Source organism: Colwellia sp. 6M3, from assembly GCF_014077595.1.
Classification (GTDB): Bacteria; Pseudomonadota; Gammaproteobacteria; order Enterobacterales; family Alteromonadaceae; genus Cognaticolwellia.
The window spans coordinates 1-20,514 of sequence record NZ_JACGWF010000048.1 but is presented as its reverse complement, the minus strand read 5'-3'; the positions used below and the strand labels follow the sequence as shown (position 1 = coordinate 20,514).

Genomic DNA, 20,514 nt, shown 5'->3' with positions numbered 1-20,514 from the left:
AACATTTATTTTTCAAGACTTCTGCAAGTTTTTTGCTTGTTTTTGTTCTGAATTTTAGCGGTTAAATTGAACTTATTGTAAATAACTTAGTTATTATTCGACATGAGATTTAGAGAAAATTTCCAGAAAATAATTGTAGCTCCTTCAACATAGTATTGTTATCGCTAGCGCAGTTATTTATTTTAATTAATCAAAGTACGGAGTCATTTTGCCCACATTAGAGCAACCAAAATCAGAAAAAACACCTCGAAACAAACCTCGCATAGTCATTAAAGTCGGCTCGAGCCTTTTAGCAAATGTTAAAAATTTAACCCCGAGCTTTGCTTTTATGCATGGCTTACTAAGCGATATATCTACGCTACGAGACCAAGGCTACGAAGTAGTACTCACGTCTTCTGGCTCGGTAGCCCTAGGTCTTAACACGATCGGCTGCGCAATTGAAAACGCTAGTGTTCAAGACAAACAAGCCGCTGCTGCTTGTGGACAACCTATTTTAATGCATGCTTACAAGCAAATAGCATTGGAGTATGGTTTTGATATTGCTCAAGTTCTGGTTACCCTCGATGATCTGGAAAACAGACGTCGATTCCTCAATATTAAAAATACGGTTCATCGTTTAATCAAACAAGGCGTTATGCCAATTGTTAATGAAAACGATACCGTTACCACCGAAGAAATTCGTGTTGGCGACAACGATAGACTTGCCGCTAAAGTCGCGCAGATGATCGGTGCAGAGCATTTATTTATTCTAACGTGTATCGATGGCGTTTATGACCGCGACCCTTCAGAAGAAGGTGCTATTTTCGTTGAGTCTATCGAAGATGTTAGTAGTTATATGGAAGCTGCAAGTGGTACAAGTTCTTTAGGAACAGGTGGTATGCTAACAAAACTGCAAGCGGCCAACATGGCTCAGAATGCAGGTTGTACTACCATTATTTCTAGAGGAACCATGGAAAGACCTGTAACAGGCGTGCTAAACGGTGAGCGTAAACATACTAAATGTATTGCTCATTCATCGCCATCTTCTGCCTGGAACATTTGGTTGACTGACCGTCTTCAAATGGCGGGTAGTTTAGTTATTAAGCAGGAAGTAGCAGACGCATTATTTGGTGGTGATGAAGGGTTTTCATGTCACGATGTTGTCTCTATTCATGGCAACTTTGAACGCGCTGATGTATTGCACATTTATGATGAAAAAGGCGAAGAAGTCGCCCGTGGATTGTGTAACTTTTCGTCGGATGAAACAGCCATTATTTCTAGCCGTCCAGATGAAACTGTTAAAAGCATACTCGGTTATACCGCATCGCAACGTTTGATCAATAGTGAAAATTTAGTTGTTTTAGGTGATCATCACCTTTCTTGGGATGAACCTGTTCAAAGTTAATAACTAATCACGTTGACGTAAGCTAAATCAATTAGGGCCGCTGTTAAATAAGGATTGTTATATTTCCTTATTCAACAGCGGCCCTAATTTTTTGTTTAAATAAAATTTTTACCACCCTCAATTGAATACGCTTTTTAAGTTATACACTCAATATTGAATGAAGAATTGATATAATCGACTTTGGGTAATGCCAATCTCAGTATTAGCTTGCCAAATTAAACGCTGAATTAAAGGCAGAGCGCAATAATTCCACTTTGGTCGGTTCTCTCGGTGTTTTCTTATTTACTAGTGATAAATTAAATTGATATGTCCGTGTACTTGGTTGAATAATGCGCATATCACCAGTATTTAATTCTTGTTGAATATATCTTTGTGGCATAAAGCCAATATATTTTCCTGATAGGATCATCGTTTTTCGGGTATCAAATTGATAAGCCCTCGCTGATAAATTCAGCTGTTGTAATTGTTCCCTTCCGTCAATATCTATATCAATTCCAGGATGAATAGCCGCAGTTGTCGCTAAATCATGATGACTTATTTGCGTATCAACTTTATTAAAAAACGGATGTTTTTTCCCACAGCACAAGAAAATAGGCTCGCTAGATAAAGGTATATAATCTAATCCTTCTATTTGTTGATACCCCGGAAATATCGCAATATGGGCTTTATCTCGGAGTAATAGCTTTTCAATATTCGAAATTGAATCGCCGTCTAATACAATATGCAGGTTAGGAGAGCTGTTCGATACTGATTCAATTACTTGTGCGAGTTTTCTTTGTCTATTTTTATCCAATAAATCGGCACATAAAATAACCAACTCACCACTTAATTCTTTACCTAAGGTACCGACTAACAGTGAAAAATCGTTGAGTGAGTCTAATAGCGAGATCACGGCTCGATAAACTAGTTGACCATCTTCAGTGAGTGAAAATCCGCCTCTACCGCGTAAACAAAGTTTTAGTTTCATGCGCGTTTCTAAATTCGACATATGAACACTAATAGTAGAACGAGTTATACCCAATGCTTTTTCTGCCGCTGAAAATCCCCCATGTTCAACTACAGAAGTAAATATACGCAGTAATCGTAAATCATATTCAGTTACTGGCTTTGGAATGATTGAACTTATCGACATGTGCCACCATAATGTTTGGTAAAGTTAAAACTAAACGTTTAATGTTTTGTATTTAACAAGGGTTTGAATTGTTATTCAATAGATAAAATAGATTTAATTGGAGCTTAATATGCAAAATCATCCAGAACTTGGTTTAAAAGATAGTCAGTTAGTTAAAAACTTTTCTTACATTAATGGCAGTTGGCATAGCAGTGAAACTCAAATCACTGTTACTAATCCCGTCGACGGTAGTGAAGTTGCGACAATAAGTAATGCTGGTGTTATTGAAACCGAATTAGCCGTTAATGCCGCTAAAGGTGCATTAAAATCATGGTCATCAAAATCGGCTAATGAACGTGCTAGTTTAATGCGTAACTGGTTTAACTTGATGATGCAACATCAAGATGATTTAGGTCGCATATTAACCCTAGAACAAGGCAAACCACTTGCTGAAGCTAAAGGTGAAATTGCTTACGGTGCTGCATTTATTGAATGGTTTGCTGAAGAAGGTAAGCGCGTATATGGCGATACTATTCCTGGACCATCAAGTGACAAGCGAGTTTTGGTAATTAAACAACCTGTCGGTGTTGTAGCTTCTATTACTCCATGGAACTTTCCAAATGCCATGATCGCAAGAAAAGCAGCTGCGGCATTAGCTGCAGGTTGTACATTTGTGGTACGCCCGGCAACACAAACACCACTTTCAGCACTGGCAATGGCCGAACTCGCTGAGCGTGCGGGCATTCCTGCTGGCGTATTTAATGTTGTTGTTGGTGACGATGCCAGTGGCATGGGCAAAGTATTAACACAACATCCAGATGTAGCTAAGTTTACCTTTACTGGCTCTACACCAGTAGGTAAAACTTTACTTAAGCAATGTGCTACCACAGTAAAAAAAGTATCAATGGAATTGGGTGGAAATGCACCTTTTATTGTTTTTGCTGACGCTGACATTGATGCTGCTGTGCAAGGCGCACTAGCTTCAAAATATCGCAATGCGGGTCAAACATGTGTATGTACTAATCGCATTTTTGTTCAAAGTTCAGTACTTGCAGAATTCACTGAGAAATTCACTGCTGAGGTTAAAGCTTTAGCGTTAGGTAATGGCTTGAATGAAGGGGTCAATATTGGCCCAATGATATCTAATAAAGCCGTGAATGATGTAACAAAACTCGTTAATGACTCCATTGCTGCAGGCGCAAAAGTTGTTATTGGTGGCAAGCAAGACCCTGCCGGTGAAAACTTTTACCAGCCTACTATTTTAAGTAATGTAACTAATGATATGCCGATTGCACAAAATGAAATTTTTGGCCCTGTTTCTCCTATTATCTCGTTTGAAACAGAGGACGAAGTTATTGCTATGGCCAATGACACTGAATTTGGCTTAGCGGCCTATTTTTATTCTCGTGATATTGGCACAATTTGGCGTGTAGGTGAAAGCTTAGAGTACGGCATGATTGGTATCAACGAAGGCATTATCTCTAACGCTGCAGCGCCATTTGGTGGCATGAAACAGTCGGGTAGTGGTCGTGAAGGCTCTAAATATGGCTTAGATGACTATTTAGAAATTAAATATTTATGTATGGGCGGTTTAGATAAATAACCGTCTTTAACTATATTGAGCTATGCATTTAGCACACTATCAAAATAACAGAGTTAGGTAAGTACAATGACAAATGAAAAATTACAAGCGAGAAAAACCCAAGTTATTGCTCGTGGTCAAGGCAATGTTTATCCAGTCTATGTAGACCATGCAAAAAATGCAGAAATATGGGACGTTGAAGGTAAGCGTTATATTGACTTTGGCGCAGGTATTGCTGTTTCTAACACGGGTCATAGCCACCCCAAAATTATTGAAGCCGTTAAAGCGCAAGTTGATAAATTTAGTCACACTTGTGTGATGGTAAATCCATATGAAGTTGCCGTAGAGTTAGCTGAAAAATTAACGGCTATAGCACCTGGCCCATCAGCGAAAAAAGCAATTTTTGTCTCTACTGGTGCTGAAGCCGTTGAGAACTGTGTAAAAATCGCTCGTGCTCATACTGGGCGTCGTGGTGTTATTGCCTTTAATGGTGGTTTCCATGGTCGTACTAATTTAACTATGGCGTTAACAGGTAAAATTTCTCCTTATAAACACTTATTTGGTCCATTCCCAGGTGATATTTTTCATGCACCTTTTCCTATGGATTGCCATGATGTGTCGGTGAAAAGCTCTCTTAAAGCACTTGAAAACTTATTCAAAGTCGATATTGCACCAAGTGATGTAGCGGCTATTATTATTGAGCCAGTACAAGGTGAGGGTGGTTTTTATGCTGCACCTACTGAGTTTTTAGTCGCTTTACGTAAAATTTGTGACGAGCACGGTATTGTACTCATTGCTGATGAAATACAAACAGGCTTTGGTCGTACGGGTAAAATGTTCAATATTGAATATTCAGGTGTTGAACCTGATCTTATCACCATGGCGAAAGGTATTGCTGGTGGTTTTCCTATTGCCGCCGTTGTTGGAAAAAGTGAAATCATGGATGCACCTTTACCTGGTGGCCTTGGTGGTACTTACGGCGGATCTCCTGTGGCATGTGCAGCGGCATTAGCCGTTTTAGAGATTATTGAAGAAGAAAACCTTGTTCAACGTTCAAATGAAATTGGAGCATTGTTTAATGCAAACCTTACTCAGTTACAAGGCCAATATCCTGAGCTAATATTAGATGTTCGAAACAAAGGCTCTATGATAGCCATCGAGTTAGTTAAAAACGGTGATGCCGAGCAACCTAATACGGCATTAACACAAGCCATTATTGCGAATGCTGCAAACTATGGCTTGGTATTATTAGCTTGTGGTTTTTATGGCAATGTTATTCGTTTTTTACCCGCGTTAACGATTAGCGATGAAATCGTTGAAGAAGGCCTAGCAAGCTTTGTTCGCCTATTTGAAGACCTTGCTAGTAAGTAACTTGCCAGTGTAATTTCAAGTTTGATAAATAGCGCATGAAATCTTAATTCCCCCCATTATTAAGGTTTTATGTGCTTATTTATTAAGTCATTATTTCGCATTACCTTTATATAAAAACATTTTCTGTGACTAAAAATCAGCAGGTTTAATTCGCTTTAGCTATTCATAATATGATGCATAGTTAGCTTGTGTCTTATAACCGATAGCTAGTTTTTAGTTGTCCAAAATCAAGATAGAGTATCTAGCTTTATATTTTTAACTACATGAAAATATTATGTTTAAATGTATTTTAGGTAGCATGTATACTTTTTAGAACAACCAGTAACCACATTGTTTAGTGAATATTTTTCTGCGAATAATACAGATAAATTAATGAATGAATCTGGCTTGAATCGATCTGCTCAAAAGTTGGCGAGAGTTAAAGTTTTTTTAAATTATGAAATTTATTAGGCGTTCAATATTTTAGTGTGCTACTGTTCGTTATAACGAACAGTAGTAATTAGCAAAGGAATTTATGAGCGAAATTAACTTACCCGTAGTTGGCATATTATGTGACCATGAACATGTTGGGCCGCATCCTTTTCATATGTCGGGAAATAAATACATTCAAGCGGTTATTCAGGCCGCTAATTGTGTGCCTATTCTGATTCCTGCCATTGCCAGTCAAACAAATTTTCTCCAGTTATTAAACTTAGTCGATGGCATATTATTGCCTGGTGGCTATTCCATGGTCGATCCCTTGAACTATCAAGAGGCGGCAGCACCAAATGAAACCAAACTAGATATTGCTCGAGACCAAACCAGTTTTGGCCTAATTAAACAAGCTGTTGCATCAGGCGTACCTATATTTGGTATTTGTCGAGGCTTTCAAGAAATGAATGTCGCTTTTGGCGGCTCTTTACATCAAAAGCTTCATGAGCATGATGTTTTTCAAGAACACCGAGAGAATAAAAACCTTTCATTAGATGACCAATACGAAGATAGCCATAAAGTCATGGTAACGCCATTGGGTCAACTATCAAAAATAGTTGTTGCCAACGAAATGAATGTCAACTCCTTACATACGCAAGGTGTGGATAGGTTAGCTGATAATTTAGCAGTAGAAGCGGTAAGTGAAGATGGTTTATGCGAAGCGTTTTCTGTTATCGATGCTAAAGCATTTTCAATGGCAGTGCAGTGGCACCCTGAATGGAAAGTCATGCAAAATAACAAAAACGCTAAGCTCTTTGCTGCTTTTGGACGTGCTTGCAAAGTAAGGCAGTCTTTAAAAGTTAATCAGCAAGTTGCTCTACAAGTTAATCAGCAAAAAAAATGTATAGAGGTTTTATAATGGACAAAATTAAACAATGGCTCGCTGAACATAATGTTAAATACGTGCAATGTGTGATCACTGATCACACTGGCATTGCACGTGGAAAAATATACCCAGTACAAAAATTTATTGAAGAAGGCGGTAGCCGTTTAGGTGAAACTATTTTATTAATGTCAGCGACTGGCGATTTAGCTGCTGACGAGTTTTTATATACTTTAGCTGATCCTCGCGATATTGATATGCTGCTAGAGCCAGATGAAAATGCTTGCTATATGGTGCCTTGGGCGAAAGAACCCACCGCAATGATCATTCATAATTGTATTGATCAAAAAACCTTAAAGCCGGTGGAGCAATCTCCTCGTGATTTACTGAAAAAAGTCATGAAACTGTATGACGACCAAGGTTGGAAAGCCGTAGTTGCCCCTGAAATGGAGTTGTATTTTACACTGTCTAGTACGGATTCAAGCCAGCCATTAACCACCCCTTTAGGTAACTCAGGTCGTTCAGAGGCAGGCAGACAGTCATTTGGTATTGATGCCATTACCGAATTTGAACCTGTAATGACTGATATCTATGAATGGTCAGCGCAACAAAACTTAGCTATTGATGTAGTTGTTCATGAAGAGGGCAAGGCTCAATTTGAATTTAATTTTGATCATGGCGATCCGTTATCTTTAGCTGATCAAGTTATTGTTTTTAAGCGCACGGTAAAAGCTGCGGCTAACAAGCATGGCATGACAGCTACTTTTATGGCGAAACCAATTACAGGGCAACCTGGCAGCGCTATGCACATTCATCAAAGCATTGTAGAAAAATCTACCGGTAAAAATATATTTGCCGGCTCTTGTGAACAAAGTACTGAATTTAGCCAAAACTTTATGCATTATTTAGGCGGACTGCAGACCTTTATTCCTCAACTTATGCTGATGTTTGCCCCAAACATTAATTCGTATCGACGTTTTTTAGCGGATTCTGCCACGCCAGTTAATTTAGAGTGGGGTATTGAAAACCGCACGGTTGGTTTACGTATCCCTGATGCACCAGATCATGCCAAGCGCGTTGAAAACAGAATCCCTGGCGCTGATGCTAACCCTTACCTTGCCATTGCAGCAACACTGATTTGTGGATATATCGGTATGATGGAAAAAATATCGCCCGCTAATGAAGTAACAGGTAAGGCCAACAATACCATCAATAAAAATTTACCGATTAATATCGAAGCAGCCATGCAGCAAATGGAGCAAAGCGACAAAATTAAACATTATTTAGGTGAAAGTTTTGTGACGGGCTTTATTGCAACAAGACGTGCCGATTATGACAATTATAAAAGTGTGATTTCCTCATGGGAACGCCATTATTTACTCACTACAGTTTAGGTTGAAATTTTATGACATCAAAGATACAAGCATTAGATAACCAACATCATATTCACCCATTTAGCGATAGCAAAGAATTGCATGAAATTAATCCTCGCGAAATAACACATGCAGAAGGTGTTTATATTTATGATGATAAAGGTAATAAATTACTTGATGCTATGGCGGGTCTTTGGTGCGTTAATATCGGTTATGGTCGTCAAGAGTTAGTCGACGTTGCAACAAAGCAAATGTCAGCATTGCCTTATTACAATTTGTTTTTTAAAACAACCCATGCACCTGCTGCAAAGTTAGCAGCAAAAATTGCCTCATTAGCGCCTGAACATATGAATAAAGTGTTTTTTACTGGCTCTGGTTCAGAAGCTAACGATACGGTTTTTAGAATGGCGCGTCGTTACTGGGACTTAAAAGGTAAGCCAAGCAAAAAGCAATTTATCAGTCGACAGAATGCTTATCATGGTTCAACCGTTGTCGGTGCAAGCCTAGGTGGAATGGGTTATATGCATGAGCAAGGTGATTTACCTATTGCCGGTATTTCTCATGTCGATCAACCGTACTTTTTTAAAGAAGGTGGAACGCTAACCCCTGAGGCGTTTGGCATTAAAGCCGCACAAAGCCTTGAGGCAAAAATTTTAGAAATTGGAGAGGACAATGTCGCCGCATTCATTGCCGAACCGTTCCAAGGCGCTGGTGGCGTTATTATACCTCCAACTAGCTACTGGCCTGAAATTAAAAGAATTTTAGCTAAATATGATGTTTTGTTAGTGGTTGATGAAGTTATATCTGGCTTTGGCCGCACCGGTGAATGGTTTGCCAGTCAGTATTATGATTTAAAACCTGATCTTATGCCTATTGCCAAAGGGCTTTCGTCTGGTTACTTACCTATTGGCGGTGTTATTGTTGGTGATAAAGTGGCTGAAACGCTAATAGAAAAAGGTGGTGACTTTAACCATGGCTTTACTTATTCCGGTCATCCAGTTGCCGCTGCTGTAGCGCTGAAAAATATCGAATTATTAGAATCTGAAGGGATTGTTGAACGTGTAAAAAATGAAACGGCACCTTATCTTCAAAAGCGTTGGAAAGAACTGGCTGCACATCCTATTGTGGGTGAAACTCGCGGTTTAGGCATGGTTGCAGGTCTTGAGTTAGTTAAAGATAAAAATAGCCATGAGCGTATAGCGCCTGACAGTAAAGCTGGCGGCATGTGTCGTGACTTCTCAATGGCTAATGGTTTAATCATGCGTCCATGTGGAGATACTATGATTATTTCGCCTCCTTTAGTCATTACTAAAGCAGAGATCGATGAATTAATAGAAAAGGCGTTTAAAACCTTAGATGAAACAGCTAAATATTATCATCTAATGTAGATAATGAGTTTAATTAGGCCACTGTTCAAGTGGCTTAATTGTTTTATTAGTGTAGTAAATATAATTAAAAAAAGAAGAAGATTATGCCAGAGCTATCGATGAATCAAACCCTTATGAAACATTTTCACTCTTGGGGCTATCAGGGTTTTAAATATCTTATTTATACTTTGCTAGCGTTTAATGTTTACTTATTTTTCAGTGAAGAATGGCTAGCGAGTAAAGTGATTTTTGCCTCAGGAGTGAACCTTGATTCGATAATTAAAGCTTTTTCATCGACAATTGATACTGCTGCTTGGCTGGTTTTATTATTGTTGTTTGAATTAGAAACTTCTGTGATTGACGATGAACATTTAAAAGGGAAAGTTAAGTGGTCATTACATGGTATTCGTGCATTTTGTTATTTATTTATCATTTACTCACTCTACGGTTATATGACTAAAATTGGCTTAATTGGTCAGTTTACTGCCCATAAAGTTTCTGATCTTTGTACTTTAGCCGGCGATTGGAAATTTATGGAAACCCTTAACGTTTATAATGAATTTACTAAAGAAACGTGTAAAAGCTTATCAACCGTTGGGGCAGAATTCTTTTCTCATGAAAAATATAAAATAATAACAAACTCAAAAAATTTATCAGATGTTAATGCGCTAGCTTGGGTTGATGTTATTAATGCGTCTGCATGGGTATCAGTTGTATTAATGCTCGAAGTTGATGTACATACCCAATTAGGCAATATATCGAGTAAATGGTGGGGTAAATACAATAAATTTATTAAAGCTACTGTCTATAGCATATTACTTCTTGCAGCCGTATATTGGGGTGTAACGGGTAATTTCCTTGAATTTTGGGATGCTTTTTTATGGATTGTGGCTTTTGTTTTGATTGAAATGAATATGTTCGAGTGGCAAGCAGAAATAGCTGATCGTAAAAGCCATCAAGGACAGTAAATCAGTTTAATTAGCTGCAGTACTATGCGGTATTTCATTAACATGCGAATAGTTTGCCTTTAAAGCAGATTAAATATTTACCATTTTCATCTATGGGTATATTATTTCGAACAAGCATTAAAAATATTTGATGCTTGGTCGCTTTCCGGTTGATTTTAAGTAAGTAGGGTTAGGTATGTTTTACGAAATAATAAAGCCTCGTGTTGGTGAAACAGACGCGCTTGGACACATTAATAATACAGTTATTCCGCAATGGTTTGAAGGTGCCCGAAATCCTATATTTAGACTTTTCAGCCCTGAATTTAATTTAAGCCTCAGCCAATGGGGATTAATTTTAGCAAAAAGTACCATTGAGTTTCATTTGCCACTGCTGTTTGATTACGATGTTGAAATCAAAACCTACATAACTCGTATTGGTACAAGCTCTCTCGATGTGCACCAAGAAGCGTGGCAAAATGGCGTTAAACATGTTTCAGGTACTGCGGTGATGGTTCACTATGATTTTATCACTCGTGAAACACGACCTATTTCAGATAAATTTAAACAAAAATTACATATGCACTTTAGTCATTCGGTATCAGAAAGTTTTTATTAGCCGATAAAATATTGAATTAGGTTTGAGCTAACTCCTCTAAATAAGCTTCTAAAATCAAATGGCTCCGTGCTCCTTTACTTGTGATAGCAGAGAATTTAGTATTAAATTTTCTGTTATGCGCCTCAATTGCTCGTAATTTATCTTTTCCAACCCATCGTTGAGCGAAATGCGTGGGTAAAAAACCTATAAATCGCCCCGTTAAAATTAAAAAAGCAATGCCTTCTCGATCTGTTGAGGTTGCGGTTGCGTGTAGCTTTTTTTGCTGTTGCTTTATCTCTACCGACTGTGGGTAATTAGGTACAACGGCGTCATATTCAATTAAAGTACTGTCACTTATTTGATATAAGTCTTGATGAAATAAAGGGTGCTTCTCGCTGCAATAAAGTAGCGACTCTTCTTTATATAAAGATAAGTAATTCAAACCGGGTAAGGTTCTAAAGTTAGGAACAACACCAACATGTAATTGGCCATTTAAAATAGCGGCTTCAATATTGTTTGGCGGCATCATTCTTATATTAATAATAATGTCTGGTGCGCGATGTTTTAATGCGCTTAAAGCTCTGGTAATTCGCATTTGTTCAATAGAGACTAAGTTATCGGTAATACCAATGTTCAGTTCACCAACCAACTCAGTGTTTATCGCATTCATTTCAGCTCTAAAGTTTTCAATACTGCCCAACAATTGTAGTGCCGATTGATATACTTGTTCACCTTGTTCGGTAATAGAAAAACCAGAACGTCCTCTATGGCAAAGCTTCATATTTAACAGAGACTCTAGCTCGGTTATTGCTAGGCTTATTGCCGGTCTGCTGATGTTAAGATCTACTTCTGCCGCGGAGAAACCACCTGACTCAATCACCACTTTATATATTCTTAAAAGCCTAATATGAGCATCACCTAATTGCTTAGGTAAAATGTTTTTATTCATCTTCATTTAAATAATGCCTTAGTAAAATTATTAGGTAAGTAAATAGTTAACTTAAGTTTTTAAAGTATGGATTTAATAACCTATTAAATCATTGATAATGAGCACATGCAATTAAATATGCACTTTGTAAACGTTATCAAGCGTTAGGCGGAAAGATGAATAAAAACACTAATACAAAAGCTAATTCAACAACAAACCACGGGTTAACTCAAGCGCAGTTAGACGCCCATTGGATGCCTTTTACGGCCAATCGAGAATTTAAAAAAGATCCCCGTATTATCGTTTCAGCAGAAGGTAATTATTACACTGATGCTGATGGTAGAAAGATATTTGATGGACTCTCTGGGCTTTGGACTTGTGGTGCAGGGCATAGCCGTCCAGAAATCACCGAAGCTATTAGTCAGCAAGCTAAGACGCTAGATTATTCGCCTGCATTTCAATTTGGTCATCCTAAGTCATTTGAATTAGCACATCGTATTACCGAATTGATGCCGGCAGATTTAAATCGAGTATTTTTTACTGGTTCTGGCTCAGAGTCTGTAGAAACGGCGCTTAAAATTGCTCGTGGTTACTGGCGTAAAAAAGGCATGGCAAGTAAAACTCGATTTATTGGTCGCTCAAAAGGCTACCACGGAGTTAACTTTGGCGGTATTAGTGTGGGGGGGATTGGTCCTAATCGTGCAATCTATGGCCAAGGTATTGAAGCCTCACACTTATCGCATACCATGTTGCCAGAAAATAAATTTTGCCAAGGTATGCCTGACACCGGTGCTGATTTAGCGAATGAATTAGAAGAAATGCTCGCTGTTTATGACGCCTCAAATGTTGCTGCTGTTATTGTGGAGCCTTTGGCGGGTTCAGCTGGCGTAATACCGCCGCCTAAAGGTTATTTAAAACGCTTAAGGGACATATGTACCAAGCATAATGTCTTACTGATTTTTGATGAAGTAATCACTGCATTTGGCCGTATGGGTTCAAATACGGGAGCGGCTGAGTTTGGCGTAACACCTGATATTATGACCGTAGCAAAGCAGTTAACCAATGGCGTAATCCCTATGGGTGCGGTTATTTCTAAACAAGAAATCTATGATACATTTATGGAAACTGGCGGACCTGAGTATATGCTTGAACTTCCTCATGGCTATACTTACTCAGCACACCCAGTTGCTTGTGCGGCTGCGCTGGCTTCGCTAGACGTTTTGGCTCAAGAAAACTTACCAGAACGCGTTAAGTCAATCGCGCCATATTTTCAGGAAGTGCTACACAGTTTGAAAAGCTGTAAGCATGTTGTCGATATTCGCAACTATGGCTTAGCAGGTGGCATTACTATTGCTCATGCACCTGGGGAACCAGCAAAAAGACCACACCAAATAGCCATGAAAATATGGCAGAAAGGTTTTTATGTGCGTTATGGCGGTGACACCATACAGCTTGGCTTACCCTTTACCTCTACTTTGGCAGAAATTAGCAGCTTAATAAATGCGCTAGGTGAAACCTTGAACGAAATCGATTGATTTGTAATGACTTCGCGTTGTAAACGCTGCTTACAAACTAACTTCTATTAAACAAAACTGTATAAAACAAATTTTTATTTTTAAACATTTTACTTTTAAGTGAAGTGAACTACAGCATTAAAGGACAAAAAATGACAACTATCGGCCACCTAATTAACGGCGAAATGACTCACGACAATTCGCGCACACAAGATGTTTTTAACCCCGCAACAGGTAAAGCAGAAAAGAAAGTAGAGCTTGCCTCAAAAGCAACCGTAGAAAAAGCGATTGCTGCCGCACAAGAGGCTTATCCGGCTTGGCGAAATACACCGGCGATTAAACGTGCACGCGTGATGTTTAAATTTAAAGAATTATTAGAGAAAAATGCAGATAAAATTTGTCAATTAATCGGTCAAGAGCATGGCAAAATATCACATGATGCTGCTGGCGAATTACAACGCGGTATCGAAAATGTTGAATTTGCTTGTGGCGCGCCAGAACTATTAAAAGGTGAGCACAGTAAAAACGTAGGACCTAATATTGACTCGTGGAGTGAATTTCAACCACTAGGTGTTGTGGCGGGTATAACGCCTTTTAACTTCCCTGCAATGGTGCCTATGTGGATGTTTCCGCTAGCAATTGTTTGCGGTAATACCTTTATTCTGAAACCTTCAGAACGTGATCCTAGCTCAACCTTATACATTGCTTCTTTATTAAAAGAAGCGGGTTTACCTGATGGCGTAATGAATGTAATCAACGGTGATAAAGAAGCCGTTGATACCCTGTTAACTGACCAGCGTGTTAAAGCGGTTAGCTTTGTAGGCTCAACACCTATCGCAGAATATATTTATGCAACAGCCAGTGCAAATGGTAAACGTTGTCAAGCACTTGGTGGAGCAAAAAATCATGCTATTGTTATGCCTGATGCCGATATGGATAATGCGGTAAATCAATTGGTTGGCGCAGCATTTGGCTCATCTGGCGAACGTTGTATGGCGTTGTCGGTAGCCGTAGCGGTAGGCGATGAAGCAGGCAACGCATTGATTGAAAAAATGCAACAAGCTATGCAAAACTTAAGTGTTGGTGAATACTCTAACGCTAACAATGATTTTGGTCCCGTGATCACCAAAGCGCATCAAGAAAAAGTAGTTGGTTATATTTCAAGTGCCGCAGAGCAAGGTGCTACATTGGTGGTTGATGGCCGCAAACCAACGGTTAAAGGTTATGAAAATGGCTTTTTTGTTGGTGCTACGTTAATTGATAACGTAACCGCGAGTATGGAAAGTTACAAAGCTGAGATTTTTGGTCCTGTTTTACAAGTTATTCGGGTTAAAACTATGGAAGAAGCCATGCAGTTAATTAATGACCATGAATATGGCAATGGTACGTGCATATTTACCCGCGACGGCGAAGCGGCACGTTACTTCTCTGATCATATTGAAGTGGGTATGGTCGGCATTAATGTACCATTACCGGTACCAGTTGCTTACCATAGTTTTGGTGGTTGGAAGCGCAGCTTATTTGGTGACTTACATGCCTACGGCCCTGATGGCGTGAGATTTTACACCAAGCGAAAAACGATTACGCAACGCTGGCCATCAAGTGGTGTTCGTGAAGGCGTAAGCTTTGCATTTCCTAGCTAATATTTGATAAAAATAGACCGAGCACGAACAATGACCTTAGATCACACGATTATACGATTATCTCATAACCCAGAAGGGTTTAAAGATAATGTCGATGACTTAACCGCTGACATGTTTGAATCAGATTTACCTATTCAACATAGTCATGATTATTTCGCCGATGATGAAGCAGGCTTATATGTTGGTGTTTGGGATACCACTGAAATGATTGAAGCTGCGGCGCCTTATGCTATGGATGAATTCATGGTTGTTATAGAAGGCGCAGCAGTGATAAGAAATAATACCACCAACACTAGTGAAACCATTTTAGCGGGTGAGAGTTTTATTATACCCAGAGAATACGATTGCCAGTGGCAGCAAACAGGTTATTTACGCAAATTTTATGTTATTGCTGATAAATCTCTAACTGATGAAAACTCAAAGCCTACGGCTAAGGGGATTGTTAAATTTCCAACAAAAACAGATTTAGGAAATAACGTATATTATAAAAGTTCTGATCAGCAATTTGTTGCCGGGGCATTTAAAGGTAATATCGCTGAATCGCCAATAACAACAATATCGACACGCCGTTTTATCTATTTAAAGTCAGGATTTTTGACATTAAGAGATACTCATTTAACCGAATATCACTTTAAAGCAGGGGATGCTTTTCTGCTGACAGGAACCCAAGTTTTTTGCCGTGCGAGTGAAGAAATATCACATCATTATGTGGAGCTATCTTAAATATGAACAGTTCAATATCTAATTATATTAATAAAATAACAAAAAAATATCCTTTAATTGGTCAACTTCATGATGGTGGTTCAATTCAAAACAAACATTTTATTAATGGTAAATTTCAATGCGCTGAATCTACTGAAACATTTACCGTTATTAATCCAGCTAATGAGCAAGTTCTCGCACACTTATCTGCAGGTAATAAAGCTGATATCAATAACGCCGTAGCCGCCGCCAAAAATGCTTTTTATCAAGGGCCCTGGCCGAATATGAAAGGCAGTGAAAGAGCGGTTTATCTCCGGAAAATGGCAGCCATAATTACTCGCCGTTTAACCGAATTATCAGATTTAGAAGTGCTCGACAACGGTAAGCCTTTTCCTGAAGCAAAATGGGATATAGAAGACACCGCAGGAACTTTTGAGTTTTACGCGAATCTTGCAGACTCATTTGATGAGCACTCAAGCAAAGAAATTAGTTTACCTGAACCGGGTTTTACATCCCGAGCGACCAAAGAACCTTTAGGTGTTGTTGGTGCAATAATTCCATGGAATTTCCCAATGTTAATGGCGGCATGGAAAGTAGCTCCAGCTTTAGCCGCTGGTTGTACTGTGGTATTAAAACCTTCTGAAGTTACGCCCTTAACTGCGCTAGCTTTGGGTGAAATTGCCCAAGAAGCAGACCTGCCAGATGGTGTGTTAAATATTGTTACGGGCTTAGGTCAACCCGCAGGGCAGGCTTTAGCAGAGCACCCTGATATTGATAAATTAGCGTTTACAGGCTCTGTGCCTACAGGGTCGAAAATTATGGCTTTGGCGGCCAAAGATATTAAAAATATCAGCCTTGAACTCGGTGGTAAATCACCTTTAGTGATTTTTGAAGATACTGATATCGATAAAGCCGTAGAGTGGATCATGTTTGGTATATTCTGGAATCAGGGCCAAGTATGTTCAGCAACGTCTCGAGTACTGGTGTCAGAAAATATTTATCCAGCACTAATGAAACGCTTAATTGAAGAAACTAAAAAAATAACCATTGGTGCTGGCGATATCCATGGCGTGCTTTTAGGTCCGTTGGTGAATGCAGCGCAATATGAAAAAGTTAAAGCGGCTATTGCTCGTGGAGTTCAAGAAGGCGCAACATTAGCTTATGGTGGCATAAAGCCAGCGCATTTTGATAAAGGCTACTTTTTAACGCCCGCTATTTTTACCGATGTTGATGAAGACAGCTGGATTTGGCAAGAAGAAATATTTGGTCCTGTGGTTTGTATTAAAGCCTTTAAAACAGAACAGGAAGCTATAGCATTAGCTAATAACTCTCGGTTTGGGCTTGCGGCGGCGGTTATGTCAAAAGACCAAGCTCGTTGCGACCGTGTTGCTAAAGCATTTAAGGCTGGTATTGTTTGGGTTAATTGTTCACAGCCGACCTTTGTTGAAGCCCCTTGGGGTGGTTACAAACAATCAGGTATTGGCCGAGAGCTAGGCGAGTGGGGCTTTAATAATTACCTTGAAACAAAGCAAATAACCCAATTTACCAGTGATGAACCTTGGGGTTGGTACGTAAAGTAAAATTAATGAGTTTTTGGTATCCAAAAATAAAATGTATAACAAGTAAGTGAGATTAAAATGCAGCATCTTGACGCGTTGAAAAATTCAACATATCGACCTATATGGTTTGATCTTGCTCAACAGCCTGAAACACTCGCACCGCTAACCACAAACAGCGAATGTGAATTACTTATCGTTGGTGGAGGTTTCACAGGCTTATGGGCAGCACTGCAAACAAAAGAGCGTAACCCTGAAGCTGACATAATACTCATTGAGAAAACCTTTATTGGTAATGGCGCATCTGGCAGAAATGGCGGCTTTTTAAATTCAAGCCTAGCGCATGGTGAAACTAATACCGACCACCATTTTCCAGGTGAAGCTGAAAAACTTTATCAACTAGGCCAAGAGAACATTACAGAATTGTTGGCAACACTTGAGCGCTATGGTATTGATGCTGACTACGAAGCCGTTGGCGAAACTGAAGTTGCCACTAATCAAGGCGCTGTAGAGGCTATTCGCAAATATTATGACGTTGAAAAGTCTGAAGGTGATGATGTGGTTTGGTTAGACCAAAACGACATGCAAGCACAGGTTAACTCACCTACATATTTAGCTGGATTATGGCGTCGTGGTGATCAAAACGGTACCGTAAATCCATTAAAAATTTGCTGGGGTATCAAGCAGGTTTTACTTGATCTGGGCGTGAAAATATATGAACAAACGGATCTAATTGATGTTCAGCCATTAGGCAAAAAACACATGATGGCGCAGTGTAAAAACGGCAATATAAAAAGCGAAAAAGTGTTAATGGCAACCAATGCATTTACCAGTTGTATTGGTAAAATTCGCCGTAGTGTGATCCCCGTTTGGGATTATCAATTAGCGACTGAGCCACTAACACAAGCGCAGTTAGATACTATCGGTTGGCACAAAACTCGCCATGCTATTGGTAATCATGCCAATATGTTCCATTATTATAGAATGACTAAAGACAATCGCATTACTTGGGGCGGTGGTGGAGCTGTACGCTATTACTTTAATCGTGGAATAAGTGACAATTATGCCGATATTCCTGAGCGTTTCGAGCAGCTTTCTAAAGAATTCTTTGAAACCTTTCCACAACTTGCTGGTGTTAAATTTAGCCATCGATGGAGTGGCATAATTGCAACATCTTCGCGTTTTTGCATGGTGCCAGGTGTAACACATAATGGACGACTGTCATGGGCAGTGGGTTATACCGGCTTAGGTGTTGGTGCCTCGCGTTTTGGCGCGCGCGTGGCTATTGAGTTACTTGGCTATCAACCCAGTGATGTAATAAAAATGCAGTTTGTTCGTAAGTGGACATTACCTTGGGTACCTGAGCCATTACGATGGATTGGTGTGCGTTTAACTCAGCAAGCACTTATTAAGGCAGACAAAAATAATGGTAAACGTGGTCTATGGTTAAAACTTTTAGATGCACTTAACCTAGGCTTTACCTGTTAAAAGTAATGTTTAAGCCTGAATACCAAGTTGATTAGTTAACTTGTTCATTGTTCATTATTCAATGTTAATGGTGAAAATGAATAACTACCGCGTTATAAAATTAATCAATACAATCACGACTGATTAATTTTATAACGCGGTAGTTATCTATAAAAAAACGGCTCCTATAAGGAGCCGTTTTTAGTGTTAAACAGTGATGTATTAATCAACATTAAATACCTAATTTATCTCTTAAACCGTAATACCAAGCACCCATCATGGTCATTGGTACTCGCATAGCTCTGCCGCCAATAAATGGGTAATGAGGCAAACCAGTAAATACTTCAAAACGAGATTGTTCACCTGATATGGCTTCAGCCAATATTTTACCCGCTAAATGCGAGGTGTTTACGCCATGGCCACTATAGCCTTGCGCATAGTAAATACTATTTCCTATTTTACCAAGTTGCGGTAAACGGCTAACGGTTAAGAGAAAGTCGCCGCCCCAAGCATAATCGATTTTATAATCTTTCATTGCCGGGAATATTTTTTCCATATGGGGTTTTAAGAAGCGTTTGATACTGGCAGGATCGCCACCACCATAAGTAACGCCACCACCGAAAAGTAAACGATTATCAGCGGTCATTCGGTAATAATCTAATTTGTAGTTCACATCTTCAACACAATATTGCGAAGGAATAAGCGATTTAGCCAGTGCTTCAGGTAACACTTCAGTGGTGACTATTTGTGTACCACAAGGCATCGATTTTCTTGCTAATTTGGGCTCAAGGTTACCCATGTAAGCATTACCAGCCAATACGAGTAGGTTTGCTTTAACATGGCCTTTTTCGGTACTAACAATAACTTTTTCGTTACCATCTTCACTAATGTTTTTAATATCGATAACTTTCGATTGTTCAAATACTTCACCACCAATAGAAACTAATGCTGCAGCTTCTCCTAGTGCTAATTTAAGGGGGTGAATATGACCACAATGCTCATCAACCAAACCGCCAATGTAGGCATCAGTATTAACAATTTTACTGACATCAGCTTTGCCAACCATAGATAGCTTTTTATTACCAAAACGCTCCCATAGGGCTTTTTTACTTTCAAGCTCTTTAAGTTGTTTCTCGGTAAAAGCAGCAAAAAATCCACCGTGCTTATAGTCTGCATCAATATTATATTTTTTGATTAAACCACGAATACAATCAGCGCCTTCAAATGCCATGTTACCCATAGCATTTGCGGTATCTAGACCATAATGTTTTTCAATATGGTCGATATCTCGGCTAAAACTATTCACTAACTGGCCGCCATTTCGACCAGAGGCGCCAAAGCCTATATTAGCTGCTTCTAACAATACCACCTTGTAACCTTTCTCTTGCAAAGCAATAGCGGTTGATAAACCACTATAACCGCCACCAACCACACAAACATCAGCCGTAACCTCTCCTTCTAATGTCGGGTAAGTTACGGTTCTATTTGCTGTAGCAGCATAATAAGAGTCAGGGTAAGTTGTCATTGTTCAGTCCTAAAATAATGTATTTATGACTCAAGTTTCGGGGTTCAAAATAGACGAGGAAATAACAATAACCTAATGATTTAAAAGAAGTTGATGCCTCATTGTGGTAAAATACTTGTTAACTAGACAACGTAAAAAACCACAAGAGACATCGA

16 protein-coding genes are annotated in these 20,514 nt (G+C 39.1%); 13 read left to right on the top strand and 3 right to left on the bottom strand.

What is annotated here, in order from left to right:
- Positions 1-208 precede the first annotated feature (208 nt).
- Entirely contained in the window at positions 209-1,384 is a 1,176-nt protein-coding gene (gene proB, locus H4J50_RS11570; protein ID WP_108456776.1) for a glutamate 5-kinase, read from the top strand.
- Positions 1,385-1,586: 202 nt separating this feature from the next.
- On the opposite strand, the gene H4J50_RS11565 is transcribed toward proB, so the two are convergent.
- Positions 1,587-2,516, bottom strand: coding sequence for a LysR family transcriptional regulator (locus H4J50_RS11565; RefSeq protein ID WP_182256544.1), 930 nt, complete (start codon positions 2,514-2,516; stop codon positions 1,587-1,589).
- Between the two features lie 109 nt (positions 2,517-2,625).
- Here H4J50_RS11565 and H4J50_RS11560 point away from each other — a divergent pair, with 109 nt between their 5' ends.
- The 7 genes from H4J50_RS11560 (at position 2,626) to H4J50_RS11530 (ending at position 11,045) form a co-directional block, all read left to right on the top strand.
- On the top strand, positions 2,626-4,098 hold the full coding sequence (locus H4J50_RS11560; RefSeq protein WP_108456774.1) for an NAD-dependent succinate-semialdehyde dehydrogenase: 1,473 nt from the start codon (positions 2,626-2,628) through the stop codon (positions 4,096-4,098).
- A gap of 66 nt (positions 4,099-4,164) precedes the next feature.
- On the top strand, positions 4,165-5,448 hold the full coding sequence (gene gabT, locus H4J50_RS11555) for a 4-aminobutyrate--2-oxoglutarate transaminase (RefSeq protein ID WP_182256542.1): 1,284 nt from the start codon (positions 4,165-4,167) through the stop codon (positions 5,446-5,448).
- Between the two features lie 514 nt (positions 5,449-5,962).
- Positions 5,963-6,778: a gamma-glutamyl-gamma-aminobutyrate hydrolase family protein gene (locus H4J50_RS11550; protein WP_182256540.1), complete on the top strand. Its 816-nt coding sequence runs from the start codon at positions 5,963-5,965 to the stop codon at positions 6,776-6,778.
- Positions 6,778-8,136, top strand: coding sequence for a glutamine synthetase family protein (locus H4J50_RS11545; RefSeq protein ID WP_182256538.1), 1,359 nt, complete (start codon positions 6,778-6,780; stop codon positions 8,134-8,136). The genes H4J50_RS11550 and H4J50_RS11545 overlap by 1 nt, the downstream gene beginning before the upstream one ends.
- An 11-nt stretch (positions 8,137-8,147) precedes the next feature.
- On the top strand, positions 8,148-9,503 hold the full coding sequence (locus H4J50_RS11540; protein ID WP_182256536.1) for an aspartate aminotransferase family protein: 1,356 nt from the start codon (positions 8,148-8,150) through the stop codon (positions 9,501-9,503).
- An 83-nt stretch (positions 9,504-9,586) separates the two neighbouring features.
- Entirely contained in the window at positions 9,587-10,450 is an 864-nt protein-coding gene (locus H4J50_RS11535) for a hypothetical protein (RefSeq protein ID WP_182256534.1), read from the top strand.
- A gap of 175 nt (positions 10,451-10,625) precedes the next feature.
- Positions 10,626-11,045 carry a thioesterase family protein gene (locus tag H4J50_RS11530; RefSeq protein ID WP_108456768.1) on the top strand — a complete coding sequence of 140 codons (420 nt, stop codon included), beginning with the start codon at positions 10,626-10,628 and terminating at the stop codon, positions 11,043-11,045.
- A gap of 16 nt (positions 11,046-11,061) precedes the next feature.
- Here the strand turns inward: H4J50_RS11530 and H4J50_RS11525 are convergent, their stop codons facing one another.
- The gene (locus tag H4J50_RS11525; RefSeq protein WP_108456767.1) at positions 11,062-11,979 is read right to left on the bottom strand and encodes a LysR family transcriptional regulator; all 918 of its coding nucleotides are present in this window, start codon (positions 11,977-11,979) and stop codon (positions 11,062-11,064) included.
- Between the two features lie 149 nt (positions 11,980-12,128).
- Here H4J50_RS11525 and H4J50_RS11520 point away from each other — a divergent pair, with 149 nt between their 5' ends.
- The 5 genes from H4J50_RS11520 to H4J50_RS11500 all read left to right on the top strand — a co-directional run bounded on the left by H4J50_RS11520 (position 12,129) and on the right by H4J50_RS11500 (position 18,855).
- Positions 12,129-13,487 (top strand): aspartate aminotransferase family protein, encoded by a 1,359-nt coding sequence (locus H4J50_RS11520; protein ID WP_182256532.1) that lies wholly within the window; start codon positions 12,129-12,131, stop codon positions 13,485-13,487.
- Between the two features lie 131 nt (positions 13,488-13,618).
- Positions 13,619-15,109, top strand: a complete 1,491-nt coding sequence (locus tag H4J50_RS11515) for a CoA-acylating methylmalonate-semialdehyde dehydrogenase (RefSeq protein ID WP_108456766.1) — start codon at positions 13,619-13,621, stop codon at positions 15,107-15,109.
- Positions 15,110-15,139: 30 nt separating this feature from the next.
- On the top strand, positions 15,140-15,832 hold the full coding sequence (locus H4J50_RS11510; protein WP_182256530.1) for a cupin domain-containing protein: 693 nt from the start codon (positions 15,140-15,142) through the stop codon (positions 15,830-15,832).
- 2 nt (positions 15,833-15,834) lie between these two features.
- Positions 15,835-17,391 (top strand): aldehyde dehydrogenase family protein, encoded by a 1,557-nt coding sequence (locus H4J50_RS11505; RefSeq protein WP_220466174.1) that lies wholly within the window; start codon positions 15,835-15,837, stop codon positions 17,389-17,391.
- Between the two features lie 57 nt (positions 17,392-17,448).
- Positions 17,449-18,855: an FAD-binding oxidoreductase gene (locus H4J50_RS11500; protein WP_220466173.1), complete on the top strand. Its 1,407-nt coding sequence runs from the start codon at positions 17,449-17,451 to the stop codon at positions 18,853-18,855.
- A gap of 211 nt (positions 18,856-19,066) precedes the next feature.
- Here the strand turns inward: H4J50_RS11500 and H4J50_RS11495 are convergent, their stop codons facing one another.
- Complete coding sequence (locus tag H4J50_RS11495; protein WP_182256528.1) at positions 19,067-20,359, bottom strand: FAD-binding oxidoreductase; 1,293 nt, start codon at positions 20,357-20,359, stop codon at positions 19,067-19,069.
- Positions 20,360-20,514: the final 155 nt, after the last annotated feature.

What these genes read in the sequence shown, in the direction of transcription:
- H4J50_RS11525 (WP_108456767.1), bottom strand. Translation starts at nt 11,979, where the DNA reads ATGAAGATGAATAAAAACATTTTACCTAAGCAATTAGGTGATGCTCAT.
- gabT (WP_182256542.1), top strand. Translation starts at nt 4,165, where the DNA reads ATGACAAATGAAAAATTACAAGCGAGAAAAACCCAAGTTATTGCTCGT.
- H4J50_RS11500 (WP_220466173.1), top strand. Translation starts at nt 17,449, where the DNA reads ATGCAGCATCTTGACGCGTTGAAAAATTCAACATATCGACCTATATGG.
- H4J50_RS11530 (WP_108456768.1), top strand. Translation starts at nt 10,626, where the DNA reads ATGTTTTACGAAATAATAAAGCCTCGTGTTGGTGAAACAGACGCGCTT.
- H4J50_RS11520 (WP_182256532.1), top strand. Translation starts at nt 12,129, where the DNA reads ATGAATAAAAACACTAATACAAAAGCTAATTCAACAACAAACCACGGG.
- H4J50_RS11505 (WP_220466174.1), top strand. Translation starts at nt 15,835, where the DNA reads ATGAACAGTTCAATATCTAATTATATTAATAAAATAACAAAAAAATAT.
- H4J50_RS11540 (WP_182256536.1), top strand. Translation starts at nt 8,148, where the DNA reads ATGACATCAAAGATACAAGCATTAGATAACCAACATCATATTCACCCA.
- H4J50_RS11495 (WP_182256528.1), bottom strand. Translation starts at nt 20,359, where the DNA reads ATGACAACTTACCCTGACTCTTATTATGCTGCTACAGCAAATAGAACC.
- H4J50_RS11560 (WP_108456774.1), top strand. Translation starts at nt 2,626, where the DNA reads ATGCAAAATCATCCAGAACTTGGTTTAAAAGATAGTCAGTTAGTTAAA.
- H4J50_RS11510 (WP_182256530.1), top strand. Translation starts at nt 15,140, where the DNA reads ATGACCTTAGATCACACGATTATACGATTATCTCATAACCCAGAAGGG.
- H4J50_RS11535 (WP_182256534.1), top strand. Translation starts at nt 9,587, where the DNA reads ATGCCAGAGCTATCGATGAATCAAACCCTTATGAAACATTTTCACTCT.
- H4J50_RS11515 (WP_108456766.1), top strand. Translation starts at nt 13,619, where the DNA reads ATGACAACTATCGGCCACCTAATTAACGGCGAAATGACTCACGACAAT.
- H4J50_RS11550 (WP_182256540.1), top strand. Translation starts at nt 5,963, where the DNA reads ATGAGCGAAATTAACTTACCCGTAGTTGGCATATTATGTGACCATGAA.
- H4J50_RS11545 (WP_182256538.1), top strand. Translation starts at nt 6,778, where the DNA reads ATGGACAAAATTAAACAATGGCTCGCTGAACATAATGTTAAATACGTG.
- H4J50_RS11565 (WP_182256544.1), bottom strand. Translation starts at nt 2,516, where the DNA reads ATGTCGATAAGTTCAATCATTCCAAAGCCAGTAACTGAATATGATTTA.